Annotated in this window: 15 protein-coding genes; 3 read left to right on the top strand and 12 right to left on the bottom strand. The window is 32.3% G+C overall.

The window, feature by feature from the left end; genetic code table 11:
• Nucleotides 1-13: 13 nt before the first annotated feature.
• From brxF to ABV008_RS04855, 3 genes are all read right to left on the bottom strand, one after another.
• Complete coding sequence (gene brxF / locus ABV008_RS04865; RefSeq protein WP_352418694.1) at nucleotides 14-454, bottom strand: BREX-3 system P-loop-containing protein BrxF; 441 nt, start codon at nucleotides 452-454, stop codon at nucleotides 14-16.
• Nucleotides 455-673: 219 nt separating this feature from the next.
• Nucleotides 674-1,051 carry a toxin-antitoxin system HicB family antitoxin gene (locus ABV008_RS04860; RefSeq protein ID WP_352418693.1) on the bottom strand — a complete coding sequence of 126 codons (378 nt, stop codon included), beginning with the start codon at nucleotides 1,049-1,051 and terminating at the stop codon, nucleotides 674-676.
• A 1-nt stretch (nucleotide 1,052) separates the two neighbouring features.
• The gene (locus ABV008_RS04855) at nucleotides 1,053-1,292 is read right to left on the bottom strand and encodes a toxin HicA (protein WP_352418692.1); all 240 of its coding nucleotides are present in this window, start codon (nucleotides 1,290-1,292) and stop codon (nucleotides 1,053-1,055) included.
• Between the two features lie 125 nt (nucleotides 1,293-1,417).
• Here ABV008_RS04855 and ABV008_RS04850 point away from each other — a divergent pair, with 125 nt between their 5' ends.
• Nucleotides 1,418-1,972: a GNAT family N-acetyltransferase gene (locus tag ABV008_RS04850; RefSeq protein ID WP_352418691.1), complete on the top strand. Its 555-nt coding sequence runs from the start codon at nucleotides 1,418-1,420 to the stop codon at nucleotides 1,970-1,972.
• A gap of 48 nt (nucleotides 1,973-2,020) precedes the next feature.
• Here the strand turns inward: ABV008_RS04850 and ABV008_RS04845 are convergent, their stop codons facing one another.
• From ABV008_RS04845 to uvrB, 3 genes are all read right to left on the bottom strand, one after another.
• Nucleotides 2,021-2,563: a copper amine oxidase N-terminal domain-containing protein gene (locus ABV008_RS04845; RefSeq protein WP_352418690.1), complete on the bottom strand. Its 543-nt coding sequence runs from the start codon at nucleotides 2,561-2,563 to the stop codon at nucleotides 2,021-2,023.
• 67 nt (nucleotides 2,564-2,630) lie between these two features.
• Complete coding sequence (uvrA, locus tag ABV008_RS04840; protein ID WP_352418689.1) at nucleotides 2,631-5,456, bottom strand: excinuclease ABC subunit UvrA; 2,826 nt, start codon at nucleotides 5,454-5,456, stop codon at nucleotides 2,631-2,633.
• 34 nt (nucleotides 5,457-5,490) lie between these two features.
• The gene (uvrB, locus tag ABV008_RS04835; protein WP_352418688.1) at nucleotides 5,491-7,464 is read right to left on the bottom strand and encodes an excinuclease ABC subunit UvrB; all 1,974 of its coding nucleotides are present in this window, start codon (nucleotides 7,462-7,464) and stop codon (nucleotides 5,491-5,493) included.
• Nucleotides 7,465-7,677: 213 nt separating this feature from the next.
• On the opposite strand from uvrB, the gene ABV008_RS04830 reads away from it, so the two are divergent.
• Nucleotides 7,678-9,264 carry a hypothetical protein gene (locus tag ABV008_RS04830; protein ID WP_352418687.1) on the top strand — a complete coding sequence of 529 codons (1,587 nt, stop codon included), beginning with the start codon at nucleotides 7,678-7,680 and terminating at the stop codon, nucleotides 9,262-9,264.
• A gap of 143 nt (nucleotides 9,265-9,407) precedes the next feature.
• Here the strand turns inward: ABV008_RS04830 and ABV008_RS04825 are convergent, their stop codons facing one another.
• The 4 genes from ABV008_RS04825 to ftsE form a co-directional block, all read right to left on the bottom strand.
• Complete coding sequence (locus ABV008_RS04825) at nucleotides 9,408-10,637, bottom strand: S41 family peptidase (protein WP_352418686.1); 1,230 nt, start codon at nucleotides 10,635-10,637, stop codon at nucleotides 9,408-9,410.
• 335 nt (nucleotides 10,638-10,972) lie between these two features.
• Nucleotides 10,973-12,097 (bottom strand): murein hydrolase activator EnvC family protein, encoded by a 1,125-nt coding sequence (locus tag ABV008_RS04820; RefSeq protein ID WP_352418685.1) that lies wholly within the window; start codon nucleotides 12,095-12,097, stop codon nucleotides 10,973-10,975.
• Between the two features lie 19 nt (nucleotides 12,098-12,116).
• On the bottom strand, nucleotides 12,117-13,013 hold the full coding sequence (gene ftsX / locus ABV008_RS04815) for a permease-like cell division protein FtsX (RefSeq protein WP_352418684.1): 897 nt from the start codon (nucleotides 13,011-13,013) through the stop codon (nucleotides 12,117-12,119).
• The gene (gene ftsE / locus ABV008_RS04810; protein WP_352418683.1) at nucleotides 13,003-13,689 is read right to left on the bottom strand and encodes a cell division ATP-binding protein FtsE; all 687 of its coding nucleotides are present in this window, start codon (nucleotides 13,687-13,689) and stop codon (nucleotides 13,003-13,005) included. Before ftsE ends, ftsX begins: the two co-directional genes overlap by 11 nt.
• A gap of 377 nt (nucleotides 13,690-14,066) precedes the next feature.
• On the opposite strand from ftsE, the gene ABV008_RS04805 reads away from it, so the two are divergent.
• Entirely contained in the window at nucleotides 14,067-14,642 is a 576-nt protein-coding gene (locus ABV008_RS04805) for a 5-formyltetrahydrofolate cyclo-ligase (protein ID WP_352418682.1), read from the top strand.
• 95 nt (nucleotides 14,643-14,737) lie between these two features.
• Here ABV008_RS04805 and ABV008_RS04800 read toward each other — a convergent pair whose 3' ends face one another.
• On the bottom strand, nucleotides 14,738-17,116 hold the full coding sequence (locus ABV008_RS04800; protein WP_352418681.1) for a Lon protease family protein: 2,379 nt from the start codon (nucleotides 17,114-17,116) through the stop codon (nucleotides 14,738-14,740).
• Between the two features lie 195 nt (nucleotides 17,117-17,311).
• Nucleotides 17,312-18,190: a LysM peptidoglycan-binding domain-containing protein gene (locus ABV008_RS04795; RefSeq protein ID WP_352418680.1), complete on the bottom strand. Its 879-nt coding sequence runs from the start codon at nucleotides 18,188-18,190 to the stop codon at nucleotides 17,312-17,314.
• Between the last annotated feature and the right edge of the window lie 31 nt (nucleotides 18,191-18,221).

The raw sequence follows: 18,221 nt of genomic DNA, 5'->3' as shown, positions 1-18,221 counted from the left end.
TGGTCCCCCTCCCCTATTTTAAACATATTACATCATAGTCTTTAATATCATATTTTCTATAGTCTCTATATTCCGGTTTAGAATATATTAGACTATTAATATCAAGTTCCCCTGGCCATTGTATAACTATGCTTCTATTTCTCGATAGTTTAATAAAAAGTCTTAAGATATCAAGCCTATAGTCTGGATTAAATAGAATGTCTATATTCTTGATTAATAATTTATTAGTTTTTAAATTAGACAATATTTTTTCTATTTCAGATTCTATTAAGTAAAGCCTTTCATCAGGTTGATATTTTGTTAAAACAGAAGAAAGAAGTTCTCCTAATGGTATTACTGTGTAATCATGAAAGATGCTTATTGTAATCTTTAATGAAACACAACTAATTAATGGAAAACCATTATATTGATTTTTAATTTGGTCTATTTTGTATATATTAGATATATATCCCATAAAATCACCTTATAATATAATTCTACAAACATTATCTATTTCCTCCAAATATTTGTTGAATATAGTAGGGATTTGGAAATGCTATTTAGGTACAAAAAAAGAACTCCTATTTGAGTTCTCCTAATATTCAATGAATAGATTTATTATCTTCATTAATGTGTCCAGTTTTTTTCGCTTCTTCTCTAAATTGGATATTTTTATAGAGTGATTTATTCACTTTTATAATTTTTCATCTCCAATCTCATGGCTTGTAATATTCTTGCTTAGTAGATACAAACAATACTGATTCATACTAATGCCTTCTTGCCTTGATTTTTCTGCAAGGTCCTTATGCAATGATTTAGGAATTCTAAGCTTAAATTGTCCTGAATATTTTTCTATGGAATTAGGTTCTGGAATTTCATATCCACTTTCTATTGCTGCTTTTATCCATTCTTTCTTTGCATCTTCAATAAGTTTCATACCATTTTCAATATTACCTGCAGTAGTTATGCATCCCTTTAATTCTGGTATTGAAATTACATATCCGTCTTCTAGTTCCTCTTTCACAATTTCTATTTTATAGTTTAAATTCATATAATAATCTAAATCTTTCACTCTAACTCTCCTCACTTTCAATAATTTCCTTAACCATTCTAACATATGTCAACTTAATAGGTTCATTCTTAGGTATGGTAATAGGAAATTTACCTTTTTTCCTAAATGTCCAATGACTACTACCACTACTAGGATTACTAGCAGCATAACCATAGCTTTCAAGTATTTTCTTAATTTCAGAAAATCTGACATCCTTTGACATACTGGTTATTTTATTTAATAGTTTTTGCCATTTGGACAATTTTAACACCCCTTAATATCATTATATATGGTGTCATGTTTGGTGTCAATTCATAAGTAAAACTTCTACTATTTTTACTTATCACACTATGGTATAATACTATAAAATAATAAGGGGTGAGAGAAATGCCTATTTTAACTGGCAAAAGAATTATTTTAAGAGAATATAGAAAAGAAGATTTGACCTACATAAGAAAATGGGTGAATAACTTAGAAATTACACAACATTTGAGCCATATATTTTTATATCCACATACAATGAATGCTACAGAGAGCTTCCTAAATAGCATGTTAGATGGAAGTTCTGGTATGAAGGGTTTTATTATAGCCAATAAAGAGACGGAAGAATACATAGGTCAAATCGACCTTATCAAAATCGATTGGGTAAATAGAGTTGGTACTTTAGGCATAGTAATAGGTAATACAGAAAAATTAGGTAAGGGATATGGTACAGAAGCAATTAAATTAATTCAAGAATTCGCTTTTAATAAGTTAAATCTTCATAAATTGGACCTAGAGGTACGAGCATACAATAAAAGAGCTATAAAATGCTATAAGAAATGTGGATTTATAGAAGAAGGTAGAATAAGAGAAAATTACTTTATAGATGGAAAATATACTGATACTTTGTTTATGGGAATTTTAAAAAATGAATGGGTAATGACAGAAAACGTAAAATAGGTAACGGGGTTGTTGGTTTCAATGAAGCAACAACCCCGTACCCCTGCTTTATAATGACATTATAATTCCTCTAATAAATCCATCTTTATCAATAACTGCTCCTAATACATCTCCGCATTTCAAGTCACTAAATTCAATATTTATGGTTTTATCATTTCTCTGAATAATTATTACAACATCTTCTTTTACGGGCAATATGGGAGTGATTTCTATGCTGTTATCGTCAATATGCTGTTCTAGTTCTATAGTTCTGCTTTCAAAGTCTATTTTAGTTATTAAGCCATATACAAATATCTCTCCGTTCAAATAATCACATTCCGGAAAATCTTTGTATTTGTTTATAATGACTTTGTTAGTTTTGTCGTCCCATTTTACTTCGCATCCTAAACCTTCTGCAACAGCCCTTATAGGAATAAATGTTCTATTATTGTATATGAAAGGCTCAGTATCAGTATCAATTATTTCTCTATCAATTTCTATTTTAGCTCCATTGATTAAAACATCTATTCTTTTAAAATATCCTCCTGCAAAAGATGTAGCTGACAATAATAGAATTATTCCGACTAATATAATTATTAAACTTTTTTTCATAATAAAAAACCCCCTAATTTGTTTATACTATGAGTTTTGACAAAATTAAGGGGTTTATACAATTACTCTATTTTTCTAACACTTTTTTTAGGAATTGCCCAGTGTATGATTCTTTGACTCTGCATATTTCTTCTGGTGTCCCTTGTGCTATTATTGTTCCGCCCTTATCTCCACCTTCTGGACCTAAATCAATAATATAGTCTGAAGTTTTGATAACATCTAAATTATGCTCTATAACTACTACAGCATTTCCCAAATCAACAAGCTTGTTTAATACTTTCACTAATTTGTGTATATCTGCAGTATGAAGACCTGTCGTAGGTTCATCTAGTATATATAGGGTTTTTCCTGTACTTCTTTTGCTAAGCTCAGTGGCTAGCTTTACTCTCTGCGCTTCTCCACCTGACAATTGAGTAGAAGGCTGACCTAGTTTAATATAGCCAAGTCCTACTTCATGCATAGTCTCTACTTTTCTCTTTATACTTGGTATGCTATCAAAAAACTCTAGGGCTCCTTCTACAGTCATATCTAGAATATCTGATATAGTTTTCCCTTTATATTTTACTTGTAAAGTTTCCCTATTATATCTCTTTCCTTTACATACTTCACAAGGAACATATACATCTGGAAGGAAGTGCATCTCGATTTTTAATATACCATCACCCTTACAAGCTTCACATCTTCCTCCTTTTACGTTAAAGCTAAATCTTCCTTTGCTATATCCTCTAGCTTTAGCCTCAGGAGTCATAGCAAATAGATCTCTAATTTGGTCAAAAACTCCTGTATAGGTTGCAGGGTTTGATCTAGGAGTCCTTCCTATAGGTGATTGGTCAATTTCAATAATCTTATCAATATGTTCAATTCCAAGAATTTTTTTATGCTTTCCGGGTTTGTCTTTAGATCTATATAGTTCTTGGGCTAGGCTTTTGTATAATATTTCATTTATCAAGGTGCTTTTACCTGATCCAGAAACTCCAGTAATAGATGTAAACACTCCTAGAGGTATTTTAACATCTATATTTTTCAAGTTATTCTCTGCAGCACCTTTTATTTCAATCCACTTCCCATTAGGTTTTCTTCTTTTCTTAGGAATTTCAATTTTCTTCTTTCCGCTTAAATACTGTCCAGTAATGGAGTCTTCACAGTTTTTAATATCGTCAAGGGTACCTTCTGCTACTATATACCCTCCATGGACACCTGCACCTGGTCCTATATCTACTATATGGTCAGCACAATACATAGTATCTTCGTCGTGTTCAACTACTATTAAAGTGTTACCTAGGTCTGTTAAATTTCTAAGGGCCTTTAATAGCTTATCATTATCTCTTTGATGAAGCCCAATGCTTGGTTCATCTAGTACATATAACACTCCTACTAGGCTTGAGCCTATCTGAGTAGCTAGCCTAATTCTCTGTGCCTCTCCACCTGAAAGAGTCCCAGCGTTTCTTGACAATGTTAGATAGTCTAGTCCTACATCCACAAGAAAATTTAATCTTTCCTTTATCTCCTTTAGTATCTGGTGAGCTATTTTTTCTTGCATTTCAGTAAGCTTTAGCTCGTTGACAAAACCTATTGCTTGTCTTACTGACATATTAGTAAACTCAGATATGTTAAGTCCTCCTACTGTTACTGCAAGTACCTCTGGCTTCAACCTATTTCCTCCACAATCGGGACATGGAATAATACTCATAAATTCTTCTATCTTATCTTTCATATAATCGGAGTTTGTTTCACCATATCTTCTTTCAAAATTAGGTACTACTCCTTCAAAAGGTGCCTTATAGGTTTTCCAACCCCCAAATCTACTGTCAAATTCAAAGTCTACTTCTCTTTCGCCTGTTCCGTAAAGTATTTCATCTATTAGTTCTTTTGGTGCTTCCCCAATAGGTGCATCTAAATCAAATTTATGATATTCTGCAATGGCTCTAAACATTTTTGTATAATATGTGTCATCTGCAGAATTTGCATATGGGGCTATTGCACCCTGGTTTATTGATATATTTTTATTTGGAATAACAAGCTCTGGATCTATTTTCATGTGACTTCCTAGTCCATTACAAGTAGGACACATTCCAAAAGGGCTATTAAATGAAAACATTCTTGGAGATAATTCTTCTATTCCTATACCACAGTCTGGACATGAAAGTTTTTGACTGAAAAGTAGTTCTTCTTTCTCCATTACATCTACTATTACAAGTCCATCAGAAAGCTTTAGAGCTGTTTCTAAAGAATCTGTTAGTCTCTGCTCTATTCCTTCCTTGACTACTATTCTATCTACTATTACTTCTATTGTGTGTTTCTTAGTTTTTTCAAGCTTAATGTCATCGCTTAACTCCATCATTTCTCCATCTATTCTAACCCTGACAAAGCCTTCTTTTCTTATACCTTCAAGTGCTTTTTGGTGCTCTCCCTTACGTCCTCTAACAATTGGAGCAAGTAATTGAATTTTAGTTCTTTCCTCAAGTGACAATATCTGATCTACCATCTGGTCTATAGATTGGGAGGTAATCTCCTTTCCACATTTATAGCAATGTGGCGTACCTACTCTAGCATATAGAAGCCTTAAATAATCATAAATCTCTGTTACTGTCCCAACTGTAGATCTAGGATTTTTACTTGTTGTCTTTTGGTCTATGGATATAGCAGGTGATAATCCTTCTATATATTCTACATTTGGCTTTTCCATTTGTCCTAGAAACTGTCTTGCATAAGCAGAAAGACTTTCTACATATCTTCTTTGTCCCTCTGCATATATGGTATCAAAGGCTAGTGAGGATTTTCCTGAACCGCTTAGACCCGTCAATACAATGAATTTATTCCTTGGAAGCTCAATGCTGATGTTCTTTAAGTTATGTTCTTTAGCTCCTCTTATTATTATTTTATCTTTTAACATGTCTGCACCTCGTTCTTCTTATCTGACTCTTTAACTACATTTTGCCCTTCAGTTCACTGATTTTATCTCTTAATTCTGCTGCTCTTTCAAACTGTAAATTCTCTGCTGCTTCAAACATTTCAGTTTCAAGGTTTTTAATAGTTGCCATCAATTCATCTTTACCCATTTCTTTTCTACCGTCAAATCCATATTTATCCTGTTCTTCTGCAACCTTTGTGGCCTCTATAACATCTCTGATTCCTTTTTTAATAGTTTGAGGAATAATATTATGCTCTTTGTTATATCCAATTTGGATATATCTCCTTCTATTAGTCTCATCTATGGCTCTCTTCATTGAATTGGTTATACTGTCAGCATACATTATTACTTTACCTTCTGAGTTTCTAGCTGCTCTTCCTATTGTCTGTACCATAGATGTTTCAGATCTTAAAAAACCTTCTTTGTCCGCATCTAATATTGCTACTAAGGAAACCTCAGGAAGGTCAAGCCCTTCTCTTAATAGGTTAATGCCTACTAGAACATCAAATTTACCTATTCTAAGATCCCTAATTATTTCCATTCTCTCAATAGTCTTAATATCTGAATGCAAATAAGTAACCTTTATGCCTATTTCTTTAAAATAGTTTGTTAAATCCTCTGACATTTTCTTAGTTAAGGTAGTCACTAAAACTCTTTCTTTTTTCTTTGCTCTAATATTAATTTCCTTAACTAAGTCATCTATCTGATTCTTAGTAGACCTAACTTCTACTTCTGGATCTAATAACCCTGTAGGTCTAATAATCTGCTCCACAATCTGTTGAGAATACTCTAGCTCATAAGGTCCAGGAGTAGCACTTACATATATAGCTTGATTAATATGCTTCTCGAACTCATCAAATTGAAGTGGCCTGTTGTCTAAGGCTGAAGGAAGCCTAAATCCGTAATCTACCAAAGTAGTCTTTCTAGATTTATCACCAGCATACATTCCTCTTATCTGAGGAATAGTTACATGTGATTCATCTATAAACATGAGAAAATCATCGGGAAAATAGTCTAACAAGGTATAAGGTTTGCTCCCTGGTGGTCTGCCACTAATATGTCTTGAGTAGTTTTCTATGCCTTGACAAAATCCCATTTCTCTCAGCATTTCTATATCGTACATAGTTCTTTGCTTTAGCCTTTGTGCTTCAAGAAGCTTATCCTCTGCTGTCAATTCCTTTAATCTTTCTTCAAGCTCTTCTTCAATACTCTTTATGGCTCTTTCAATCTTTTCAGGGCTTGTAGCATAGTGAGAGGCAGGAAATATGGAAATATGGCTTCTTGTGCCAATTATCTCTCCTGTTAGCGCATTTACTTCTGTTAATCTTTCTACTTCATCTCCAAATAATTCAACTCTAATTGCATGTTCATTAGATGATGCTGGGAATATTTCTACTACATCTCCTCTTACTCTAAATGTTCCCCTAACAAAGTTTATATCGTTCCTTTCATATTGTATGTCTACAAGCTTTCTTATTATTTCGTCTCTATCTTTTATCATTCCAGGTCTTAATGATAAAACTAGGTTTTCATAATCAATCGGATCGCCTAATCCATATATACAAGAAACACTAGCTACTATTATTACATCTCTTCTCTCAAACAAAGCCGCTGTAGCAGAGTGCCTTAGTTTATCTATTTCATCATTTATTGATGCATCTTTTTCAATATAAGTATCAGTATGGGGTACATATGCCTCTGGCTGGTAATAATCATAATAGCTAACAAAATATTCTACAGCATTATCAGGGAAAAATTCCTTGAATTCACTTGTAAGCTGTGCAGCTAATGTTTTATTGTGTGCAATTACAAGAGTTGGTTTCTGAGTTTTTTCAATAATATTTGCCATTGTAAAAGTTTTCCCAGACCCTGTTACTCCTAAAAGTGTCTGATGCATAAGATTGCTGCTCACTCCGTAAACTAACTGTTCAATAGCCTTTGGCTGATCACCAGTAGGTTTAAATTCAGATTTTATTTTAAACTTATTCACAATATCACCTCAGTTAGTGATAATTAATAATATATATCACACAATTAAAATTTTCATTGCATAATTCTGAACATTTGTTCGTATTAATTATATATTTTGTACCTATATAAGTCAATATATGAAAAAACAATAATAATTTAAAAGTTTTTTATTTATTTAGGCAGGTTATTCAAATTTATTGTTGAATATATAAAATTGTGGGGGGAGTTTTTGATGAAGAAACAGATATTATTTTTGTCGTTGATGTTGACATTAACTGCTTGTGGGACTAAAAAAGATATATCCTCTATTGACTCAAGCCTTTCTACTACTGCAGAAGTAAATCTAGAATATAAAATAGAAAAAACTATTTTGTCAAAGGGATTTCAATCTATTATACCAAATGTTGAATTACTTGAAAAAGAAAGTGGTAGATTCTTTATGGTAAACTTAGGTGCTGTAGAGTGCTCTATGGCTGATATAGATGGTATATCTAGAGTAAACAATGAGGTTAATATATATACATCTGTAAAAAAGGAATGGGGAAAATCAGATATAGTAGTTCCTCAAATTACGCTTGCAATTAAAAACATAGAAGACGCTGAGCTAAAGAATTTGAAATTTAATATAGTACCTATTAATTATAAACCTATTAATATTAAATTTGACAAGACACAAGTTCTTAATAAAATATATACACAGTTTAAATACGCTAATAATACTATGCCTAGTGTAGTTTTATCAAAAGAAAATAACGAATACATATGGAATATAAAGCTAAATAATACATTTATAAAAGATGATCCTAGTAGTCCTCTGTATATGTTTAATGCAAAGGTAAATTCAGATAATGGAGAAATTATTGAAGCAAAGCCAACTTTGTTATCAGACACAATAGGAAAAGGAAAAATCTTAGATTTCGCTAATGATAAGCTATTAGCTTATGTCCAAAAAGAAACTGTTGAAGATGGTGATTTAGAAAATATTTGGATATATGATATCAATAACTCAGAAAAACAAAAAGCCTATTCAACACATAATTTTATTTATTCTGCTAAATTCAGCCCTGATTTAAAAAAATTAGCAGTTATTGAACATAACGGAAAGCTTACAGATTTATATATAGCAGACTTAGAAAGTAAACTAATACAAAAGATTACGCCAATAGATTATAAACATACCTGGAATATTGAATGGAAAAACAACAACCTGCTATATGCAATAAATAATGATGAAAGCCAAAAATCTTCAATAATTATTTTTGATATATTGAAAAACGAACCAGAAGTTCTATTAAAAGTAAAGCTAAATGTTTCTAGCTTCGATGTATACGATGACAATTTTGCATTTATTGAAAAAAACACTGATAATGATTTACCAACTATTTATATCAAAAAAAACGAAAAAAGATTAAAGAAAATAGATTATGGCCTTAGCTGTGATTTTATTAGTGAAGATAAGCTATTATATACTAAAAAGATAGGAAAAGAAGATAAATACGAGTTATATTTATATGATTTACATGAAAACGAAGAAAAACCCCTTGCTGATTGCGATGTTAGAAAATTTATAACTATTGATCAGGAAAATGTCTTGATAGTAAGTAAGGATAGTTCCTCTACTGATTATAATGTTTACATTTATAATTCAAAGAAAAAAGAACTTGATTTATTAGGACAGGTTTTAGATAAGAATATTTTTTATAGTCCTAGTCTAAATACAGCATTTTTTAGTACTGTCCCACCTGCAGACACTTCAGATTCAAGCTACATCTATAAAATCAATTTTGACAATCTAAAAGAAGAGCAAAAGGATAGCTAGCCAGCTATCCTTTTTATATTTAATTTATTTTATTTTGTTAATACCTTTACTTCGGTATTCTTTCCAACCTTGTTTTCTGTCTGAAAGACATTAATTAGGAATGTCTTTGCTCTAATGCTCAACTTGACTTTAATGCTACATTTTTATTTCATCTTTCCTTTTACTATCTCAATTGCCTTCTGAAGCTGTGTATCTTGTTTTAATTTTTCTACTCCTATTTCTTCTACACCTTCAGGAATTTCAACTACAACATCAGGCTTTATCCCTATACCTTGAATATTTCGCCCTTTAGGAGTGAAATATTCAGATACAGTAATTTTAAAACCTGAACCATCGGAAAGCTCTTTTATTCTCTGAACTACTCCCTTTCCAAATGTAGTAGTTCCAACTATGGTGCCTTCCTTTGTATCCTGAATTGCTCCTGAAAGTACTTCAGATGCACTAGCACTACCTTCATTTACTATTATAGCTAACGGAAGTCCAAGCTTCTTTTTATTAGATTTTAGGTATTCACGTTCTTTTTGCTTCGTTTCTGTATATACTATAGTTCCTTCTCCCATAAGTTCATCTGCTATTTTAGCAGAAATATCTAAGAGTCCTCCAGGATTATTTCTCAAATCGATTACTAAGCCTTTCATGCCTTTATTCTGTAAAGCTTTTAAATTAGCTACGAAGTCATCATAAGTTAAATCATCAAAAGATGTTATTCTTATATATCCAATATTATCTTCCATCATACTAGCCTTTACACTTTTTATTCTAATCTCTTCTCTTTTAATAGTTTTATCAAAAATCTGAGATGAGCTACCTTCTGCACCTTTTCTCATGATTGTTATTGTAACATTTGTACCAGGCTCACCCTTCATTAGTTTAACAGCTTCGTCCATTTTATCTGCAGTAAACTCTTGGCCCTCAACCTTTATTATCTTATCTCCAGGCTTTATACCAGCTCTCTCTCCTGGTGTATCTTCTATAGGAGAAACTACTGTAATTAAATTATCATCCCCAGGGGCAACATAGACTCCTATTCCTCCAAACACCCCCATAGTATGTTCCATAAAACTACTAAACTCATCTTTTGTCATATAAACTGTATAAGGGTCTCCCGTTGAACTAAAAAGCCCCTTTAGCTGACCTTCAAGTAAAGTATCTTCATCTACATCCCTTAGATAATACTCTTTTAGAATATCTTCTAAAAGAATATTTTTAGAATATTTTTTGTAGACTTCAGTAAGATTCTCATACTCACTTTTGGGAATTACTATTTTTTCCTTGATAGGGATTTGTATCATATTGCTAACTACAAATGTAGATATACTAGTAATTAAAATCAATAAAATCGCACCAATTGCTGCTTTTTTCTTGGAAATCATATTGTCACCTCAACAAACATTATGTTATCTATTTTATTAAATACATGTAAACATTATACCATTATGTGTTTAATTTATCAAAATATACTTGCTCTTTAGTTATTTTTATTTTTGTACATGATCCTTCTTAAGGACTTTACTATCGTCATTTTCCGCAGTCTCGCTACTCAAATTTATTTTTTCGCTGTCGCTCACATAAATTTGGTCCTAACGGACACACTGATCATAAACCTAAAGTAGGGTTGGTGCTCGTTGCGTTTGACCTACCATCGATTTTCTGACAGAAGCATTCAGAAAATCGGGTTAGGTCATAAAAAAAAGGGCATTTGTTGCCCTTAATTTCCTTTTACATATGGTATTGGATCCACATATGAACCATTTTTTCTGACCTCGAAATGTAAATGTGGTCCAGTTGACATCCCAGTACTTCCAGCTTTTGATATGGTATCTCCTTTATCAACTTTATCTCCTACTTTTACTAAAAGCGCAGAGTTATGTGCATATAATGTTGATATCTTTCCACCATGGTCAATTATTACTGCCTTTCCATAGCCTCCTAAAGTACCAGCAAACTGAACTACCCCGTTACCTGCTGCTTTTATTGGTGTGCCAGTAGAAGCTGGGATATCTATACCTGTATGCATTTTTTTCGTCTTTAATATTGGGTGTATCCTATATCCAAAAGGTGAACTAATTCTAGTACGACCTGGTACAGGCCACATCATAACGCCACCCTCATATTTTACGTTTCTTTGATTCTTTCTGATTTCTGCCTCTATTGCTTTTGCCTGAGCAAGGAGCTCATCTTCCATTTTATCTAATGCTTTATGTTCTTTTACTAAATCTCTCATAAGATTTTCTTTTGCTCTAGTAGCTACTTCAAGATCATTTTTCTTAACTTCAATATTTTGTTTTGCTGCTATTACAGAACTTTGCTGTGCCTCTAATGCTACTTTGTTCTGTTCGATTATATTTCTTTGCTCTTTCATATACTTAAGCATATCCACATCGTGGCTAGCTATGCTTTTTATCATATCAATTCTTGACATAAAGTCCTTAATATCTTTTGCTCCAAGAAGAACTTCTAGATAACCTACTGTTCCGTTCTTATACATTACCCTAAGCCTTGAATTTAAAGTGTCTTTTCTTTCTACTAAGTTATTTTCAGCTTCTTGAAGATTTTGTTTTGTAATTACGATTTTATCATTTAAATCGCTTAACTGCTTCTTTATTTCTTCAAGCTCTTTATTAGTTTCATCTACTTGTTTGTCAAGTCTAGCTATTTCCTTATTAGTATTGTCTATCTTCTTTTTATTCTCTTTTTGCTCTTTTTTTACTTGGTTTATCTTATTGTTAGTGTTATTTAGCTTTTTGTTAAGATTATCTACACTGGCATATGCAGTTACACTACTTATAAACATTAATATAGCCAATATAGTATACAGAACCCTCTTTTTCAAAACATGTCATCCCCCTTTGTTATACATTTAGAAACTTTTTAAGTGAAATAATACTTCCTAATAAACCTATCCCCACACCTATAGCAATGAAGATAATTGCTATATCATTAACCATCACTTGAGGTGGTATCATGTAAACAGTAAATAAAACATACAATTTTTCATTTAAAGCATTAACTAAATATTTATAACCATAAAATGTAATTAAAATTGATATAGATGTACCAACTAATCCAAGAAGCACACCTTCTACCATAAAAGGTCCCCTTATATAACCATTAGTGGCACCGACATATTTCATTATGCCTATTTCTCTTCTTCTTGCAGCAACAGTTATCTTTACTGTGTTAGATATTATAAACACAGATATAAATACTAGAATTCCAATAAGAACAAGTCCACCTATTCTTACAAAATTAGCTACTGACATTAACTTCTCTACTATGTCTTTGTAATACTTAATTTCCTCTATGCTTTCAAGACCTTTTATTTGATTTACAACTAAGTCAGCATATTCTATATCCTGTAATTGAATAATATATGAATTAGGTAATGGATTCTCTTCAAGTCCTTCTAGTAGATAACCCTGATCTCCCCATTGTTCCTTCATTATTTCAAGAGCCTGCTCTTTTGATTGAAATATAACTGAATTTACTCCCTCACAATCATTGATAGCCTGTCCAATTTTTTCTATTTCCTCATCTGTTAACTCATCTTTTAAATAGACTTGTATTTCGTCAAACTGTTTCTGTGTTGTATTAGCAGCAGTATTTATATTTAAAATAAGTATTAGGATCATTCCTAATATAGTAAGGGTAGCACCTACAGAACCAATTGAAGCTATACTCATTGTTCTGTTTCTCCACATCCCAACAAAGCCTTGCTTAATAATATTAGTAAAAGTTCTAATCTTCATGGTAATACACACCCTTCTGCTCGTCTCTAACTACTCTTCCTGCCTCTAATGCTATAACTCTTCTCTTCATCATATTAACTATTTCTTTAGCGTGTGTAGCCATTACCACTGTAGTTCCTCTTCTATTTATTTCTTTGATTAGCTTCATTATTTCCCAAGCAGTATCAGGGTCTAAGTTTCCTGTGGGCTCATCAGCAATAAGAACAGAAGGATTATTTACTATTGCTCGGGCAATAGCCACTCTCTGATGCTCTCCTCCCGAAAGCTGGTTTGGATAATTATGAGCTTTATCACTAAGTCCTACCATACTAAGTATTATGGGTACCTGTCTTCGTATGTCTCTTGCTGATGCCCCTACTATTTCCATAGCAAAAGCTACATTTTCATAAACAGTCTTGTTAGGTAAAAGTCTAAAGTCCTGAAAAACTATTCCTAGGTTTCTTCGAATATATGGTATTCTTCTATTTTTAACTTTCGTAATATCCATTTTATTTAAAAAAATCTTTCCCTCTGTAGGCTCTATTTCCTTTAAAAGAAGCTTCATTAAAGTAGATTTTCCTGCCCCACTAGAGCCTACTATGAAAACAAACTCTCCTTTTTCTATGCTTATATTCACATTTTCCAAAGCCTTAGAGCCGTTGCCATATTGCTTGCTAACATTTACGTATTTTATCAACTGTATCACTCCCGTCTATTCAGCCCTATTAAGTTTCATATTCGACACATTTTAAACAATTCCTTTATTTTATTTAGATTTTTTGTAGGCAATTTATACTATTTTGATTAATTTGTATTTATTTTTTGTATATTAGCATAATAAGCTATAATATGTGATTATTTGAATTGAAAATAGATAAATATAGAGGATATTTTATTTATTTGTTGTCTACTTATGTATCCTATCCTTTATTTTATAGTCTATCATAGTACTATTTCCAGAGGTAATACCTGCCATGTTAGTTTTTTTGTTGATTTTTAGAGAAAAATAATTCTAATATATTGTTGCTTCTTGTATAATTAAGCTAGTGAATTATATAAATTGGAGGAAGTAAAATGGACAAAAGAACTCTAAGAAGTGAAATACTTAACAAAAGAAAAGCCTTGTCAAAGGAAGAAGTAATCAATAAGAGCTCTGATATTTCAAGCCTGCTATTTTCAACTGAACAATATAAAAACTCTAAATACATAATGTGTTATATTGATTTTCGAAATGAAGTCAGAACTGAGGAAATAATTAAGTCAGCCCTAAATGAAGGCAAAAATATTATCATACCTATAAGTGTTGTTGAAACAAAGCAATTGATTTTATCTCAGCTAATGGACTATGACAAGGAACTTGAAGCAGGTACATATGGTATTCTTGAACCTAAAAAGGAATTTATAAGAGAGGTAAATCCTGAACTGATTGATTTAGTACTAATGCCTGGAGTGGCCTTTGATAGACGTGGTTATAGAATAGGTTATGGTGGTGGATACTACGATAGGTTTTTAACTAAAATTGATGATCCAGTACCTAAAATAGCCCTAGCATTTGAACTTCAGATGGTACCTCATGTTAGAGAAGGCAGGTATGACCTTCCTGTGGATTATATAATTACTGAGAAGGAAATCATAAAATCTTCCAAGTAATATCTGTTGGGTAAAACAAGTAAAGCAAGGGGAGGGGGTTATTGCTTCACACTGCATGAAGCAACACCCCTGTCCCCTTGCTTTCCCTATTTTTGCTATTTCTCTCTCACCTTCGCAAATCTATCTAGTTTTTTCTGCACAAAACAACTTACTGTTCCCTCTTCAAAATTGCCATCTTCATCTCTTTCTCCTAGTTTTACTCCTGTCAGTATTTCTATACCCTCATCTATAGTCTTTATGGCATATATGGAGAACCTTCCATTATTAACTGCTTCTATTACTTCATCGCTAAGCATCAGATTTTCTATATTTTGATATGGGATAATGACACCTTCTTCTCCATTAAGACCTCTAAGCTTACAAACTTTAAAATATCCTTCAATTTTTTCATTAACTCCACCTATTGGCTGTATCATTCCTTTCTGGTTTACAGAGCCTGTAACTGCTATTCCCTGATTAATTGGAAGCTCTGATAGACTTGATAGAAGTGCATATAGCTCTGTACTAGAAGCACTGTCACCATCGATTATTCCATAGGACTGTTCAAATGTTATGCTGGCAGATAATGATAGTGGATGCCTAGTGGCGAATTTCTCTCCTAGATATCCACTTAATATCATAACTCCCTTATCATGACTGCTACCACTTATATTTACTTCTCTTTCTATATTTATAATTCCATCTTTTCCTGCATATGTTGCTACAGTTATCTTATTAGGTCTTCCAAAGGAGTATTGGCCTGAACCCATAACTGATAATCCGTTAATCTCGCCAACCTTATATCCTGAGGTGCTTATTAATATAGTTCCATGGTCAATGAGCTCCTGTATTTTCTCTTCGAACTTATTACTACGATAGGTTTTTTCATATATTGCCTTGTCAACATGCTCCTCTAAAACCACACTGCTACTATCATAATCAGCCCAGGTATCTGCTTCATACATTATCTCTACAATTTCATTAAATCTTGTAGTCAGCTTATTTTGGTGTTCTGCTAATCTAGAACCATGCTCTAGCATTCTTCCTATAGCTCCTTTATGAAATGGTTTTAACCCTTCTTCATTACAATGCTGGGCTATAAATGAAATTATCTTTTTCACATTTTCTTCGCTTCTACCCATTTCTATATCAAAATCTGCTCTTATTCTGAAAAGTTTTTTGAAATCGTCATCATAGATATAAAGCAGTTGATATGTGTAACTATCTCCTATTATAATAACCTTTAAATCCAAAGGAATTGGTTCTGGTGCTATGGTCTCTGGTAGTATGCTTTCCTTTCCTATATTCTCAATTCTAGCTTCTTCTGTAATAAGGGCTCTTTTTAAACCTTCCCAGGCTCCAGGATTAATTAATATATCTCTAGCCTGTATTATTAAATATCCACCATTTGCCCCATGAATGGTCCCTGGCCTTATTCTAGTATGGTCAGTTTTTAGCATTCCATGTTCATTTACATGCTCTATTTTTCCTAGAAGGTTATAATAGTTTGGATTTGCTTCTCTAATTACAGGTGCACCTTTTATATTGCTTTTATCTATGAATAAGTTTACCTCGAATCTAGTACAAAAATCTTCATTCTTATTTCCTTTATTTAATAGTGTTTGAAGCTCTGTTGTCTCTTCTTCATCAATGAACTTTTCAATATTCTCAATAATATTCTGTTTTGCCTCGTCAATATAATTGACAACTGCTTCATTCTCAGAAAAGAATGCTTCAATATAAGCAGAATAGAAGTCTACAACCTCAAGTTCTGTCTCTTCATTTAACTTTTTCATTTTGTTTCTAAGCTCTTCTTCTACTTGTCTAATTTTCTTAACTATATCAAATGCCTTGGATATTAACTGTGTAGAGCTTTTTCTAATGTCCGCTATTTCTTTTTCAGATAATTCCTCTATTTCGCTTTCCTTCATAGGTCTGCCTTCTACCAATGGAATGCTTAGAAGACCTTTTTCCGTCTGTTTAAAGATAAAGTTATGCTCCTTAGCCATGTTATTTAATTCATCTATTATATCTTCAATTTTCTTTTGATAAAAGTGTAAGACCTCACTTTTCTTATCATCATATTCCTTGGAACTAAATGATTTCGGGATTTCTATTCTTAATTTTTCCATAAAATCTTTCATTTTTCTCTTAAAGATAATGCCTTCACCTGGTTTTAGTCTTATGGCTACTGGGTTTTCAGGTCTCTTGAAGTTATATACATAGCACCAGTCATCGGGTACGCTCTTTTTTTCTGCAAAGCTTCTAGCTATAGAGTAGGAATGGCTATTTCTACCTGTGCCTGTTATCCCTGATACAAATACATTATAGCCTTTTTTCTTAATTGAGAGTCCAAAATTAAGTGCTTTTATTCCACGTTCTTGTCCTATTATATACTTATTCATTTTTATTTGTTCAGTAGTGATAAAATCAAAACTTGTTAAATCAGATTTTCTTTTCAATCTAGATGAGGGTATTTTATAGTTCTCCTTCATGATTTCGCCTCCTAGCAATGTCAAAACTCAAAATTGTTCTTATCTATTCTATATCCTAATTATATTTATAGAATATTTTCTATAGATTTAATTTCTTTTGTAACTACATTGTATTCTAGTGGTGCTTAATAATTGTCAAATAAGGATAAAAAAATACTGGAGGAATCTCTAATGAGAATCTCCAGCGTCTTAGTTTTACTTCATTCCAGCAGCTATTTTAACATTTTTTTGATGCTCAGCATCTATTTTCCCATCACTATGCTTTGTGCTATTTAGAAAATGTATATCAAAATGTCCGTCTATGCCATTTCCTTTTACATAATCATAATTTGTTCCCGCACCATATCCTCCACTTCTCCAAGTAGAATAAACTCCAGCAGGTGCATTTTCATTGCCGGCATGGGGTGCACTTGTCATGCTGGCAGCTATCTTTCTTCCATTATATTCTATGAGTATTGGTCTTCTAACCCAGCTTAGAGTTCCTCCCCATATACTTTTCATTATATTAGTATCATTTAAGGTTAGGGTTTCTGCGTCTATGTGGCTAGCTCCAACTGTTCTTTTAACTCTAAAGGACTTTCCTGTATAAAAATCAGTCACTACAAATTCTGCATTGATAGGTAATACATATTGTGCTTCTGTCCACCAATCAAGAAGTTCTCCATATTGAGGTCCTGGTGTTGCTTTTACTGGTACATTATGTACAGGGATTTTTAGTACATCTCCTATATATAGAACTTTACTCGTAGATATGTTATTTGCTTTTGCTATGTCGTTTACTGGAATACCGTATTTAATACTCAGCTGCCATAAGTCTTCCCCTTTTTGAACTACATGAGTTTTATAGCTTATGTTCTCAGGAATATATACCTTTTGTCCAATGTATAATATACTTGTATATGTTGCACCATTGGCTTTTAATAAATCTTCTAGTGTTACTCCATACCAAGTACTTATTTTCCAATAGGTATCACCTGATTTCGCTGTATGAGTTGCTGCAAAAGTGCTCGATGATGTGGCTGCTATTGTTAATGTCAATGCTCCAATTAGAATTTTCTTCTTAAGTTTTTTCATTCTATTTCCTCCCTCTTTTTATTTCGAAATT

The organism is Proteiniborus sp. (assembly GCF_040308045.1).
In the GTDB taxonomy this organism is placed as follows: Bacteria; Bacillota; Clostridia; order Tissierellales; family Proteiniboraceae; genus Proteiniborus.
This window is presented reverse-complemented; position numbering and strand designations above follow the sequence as displayed.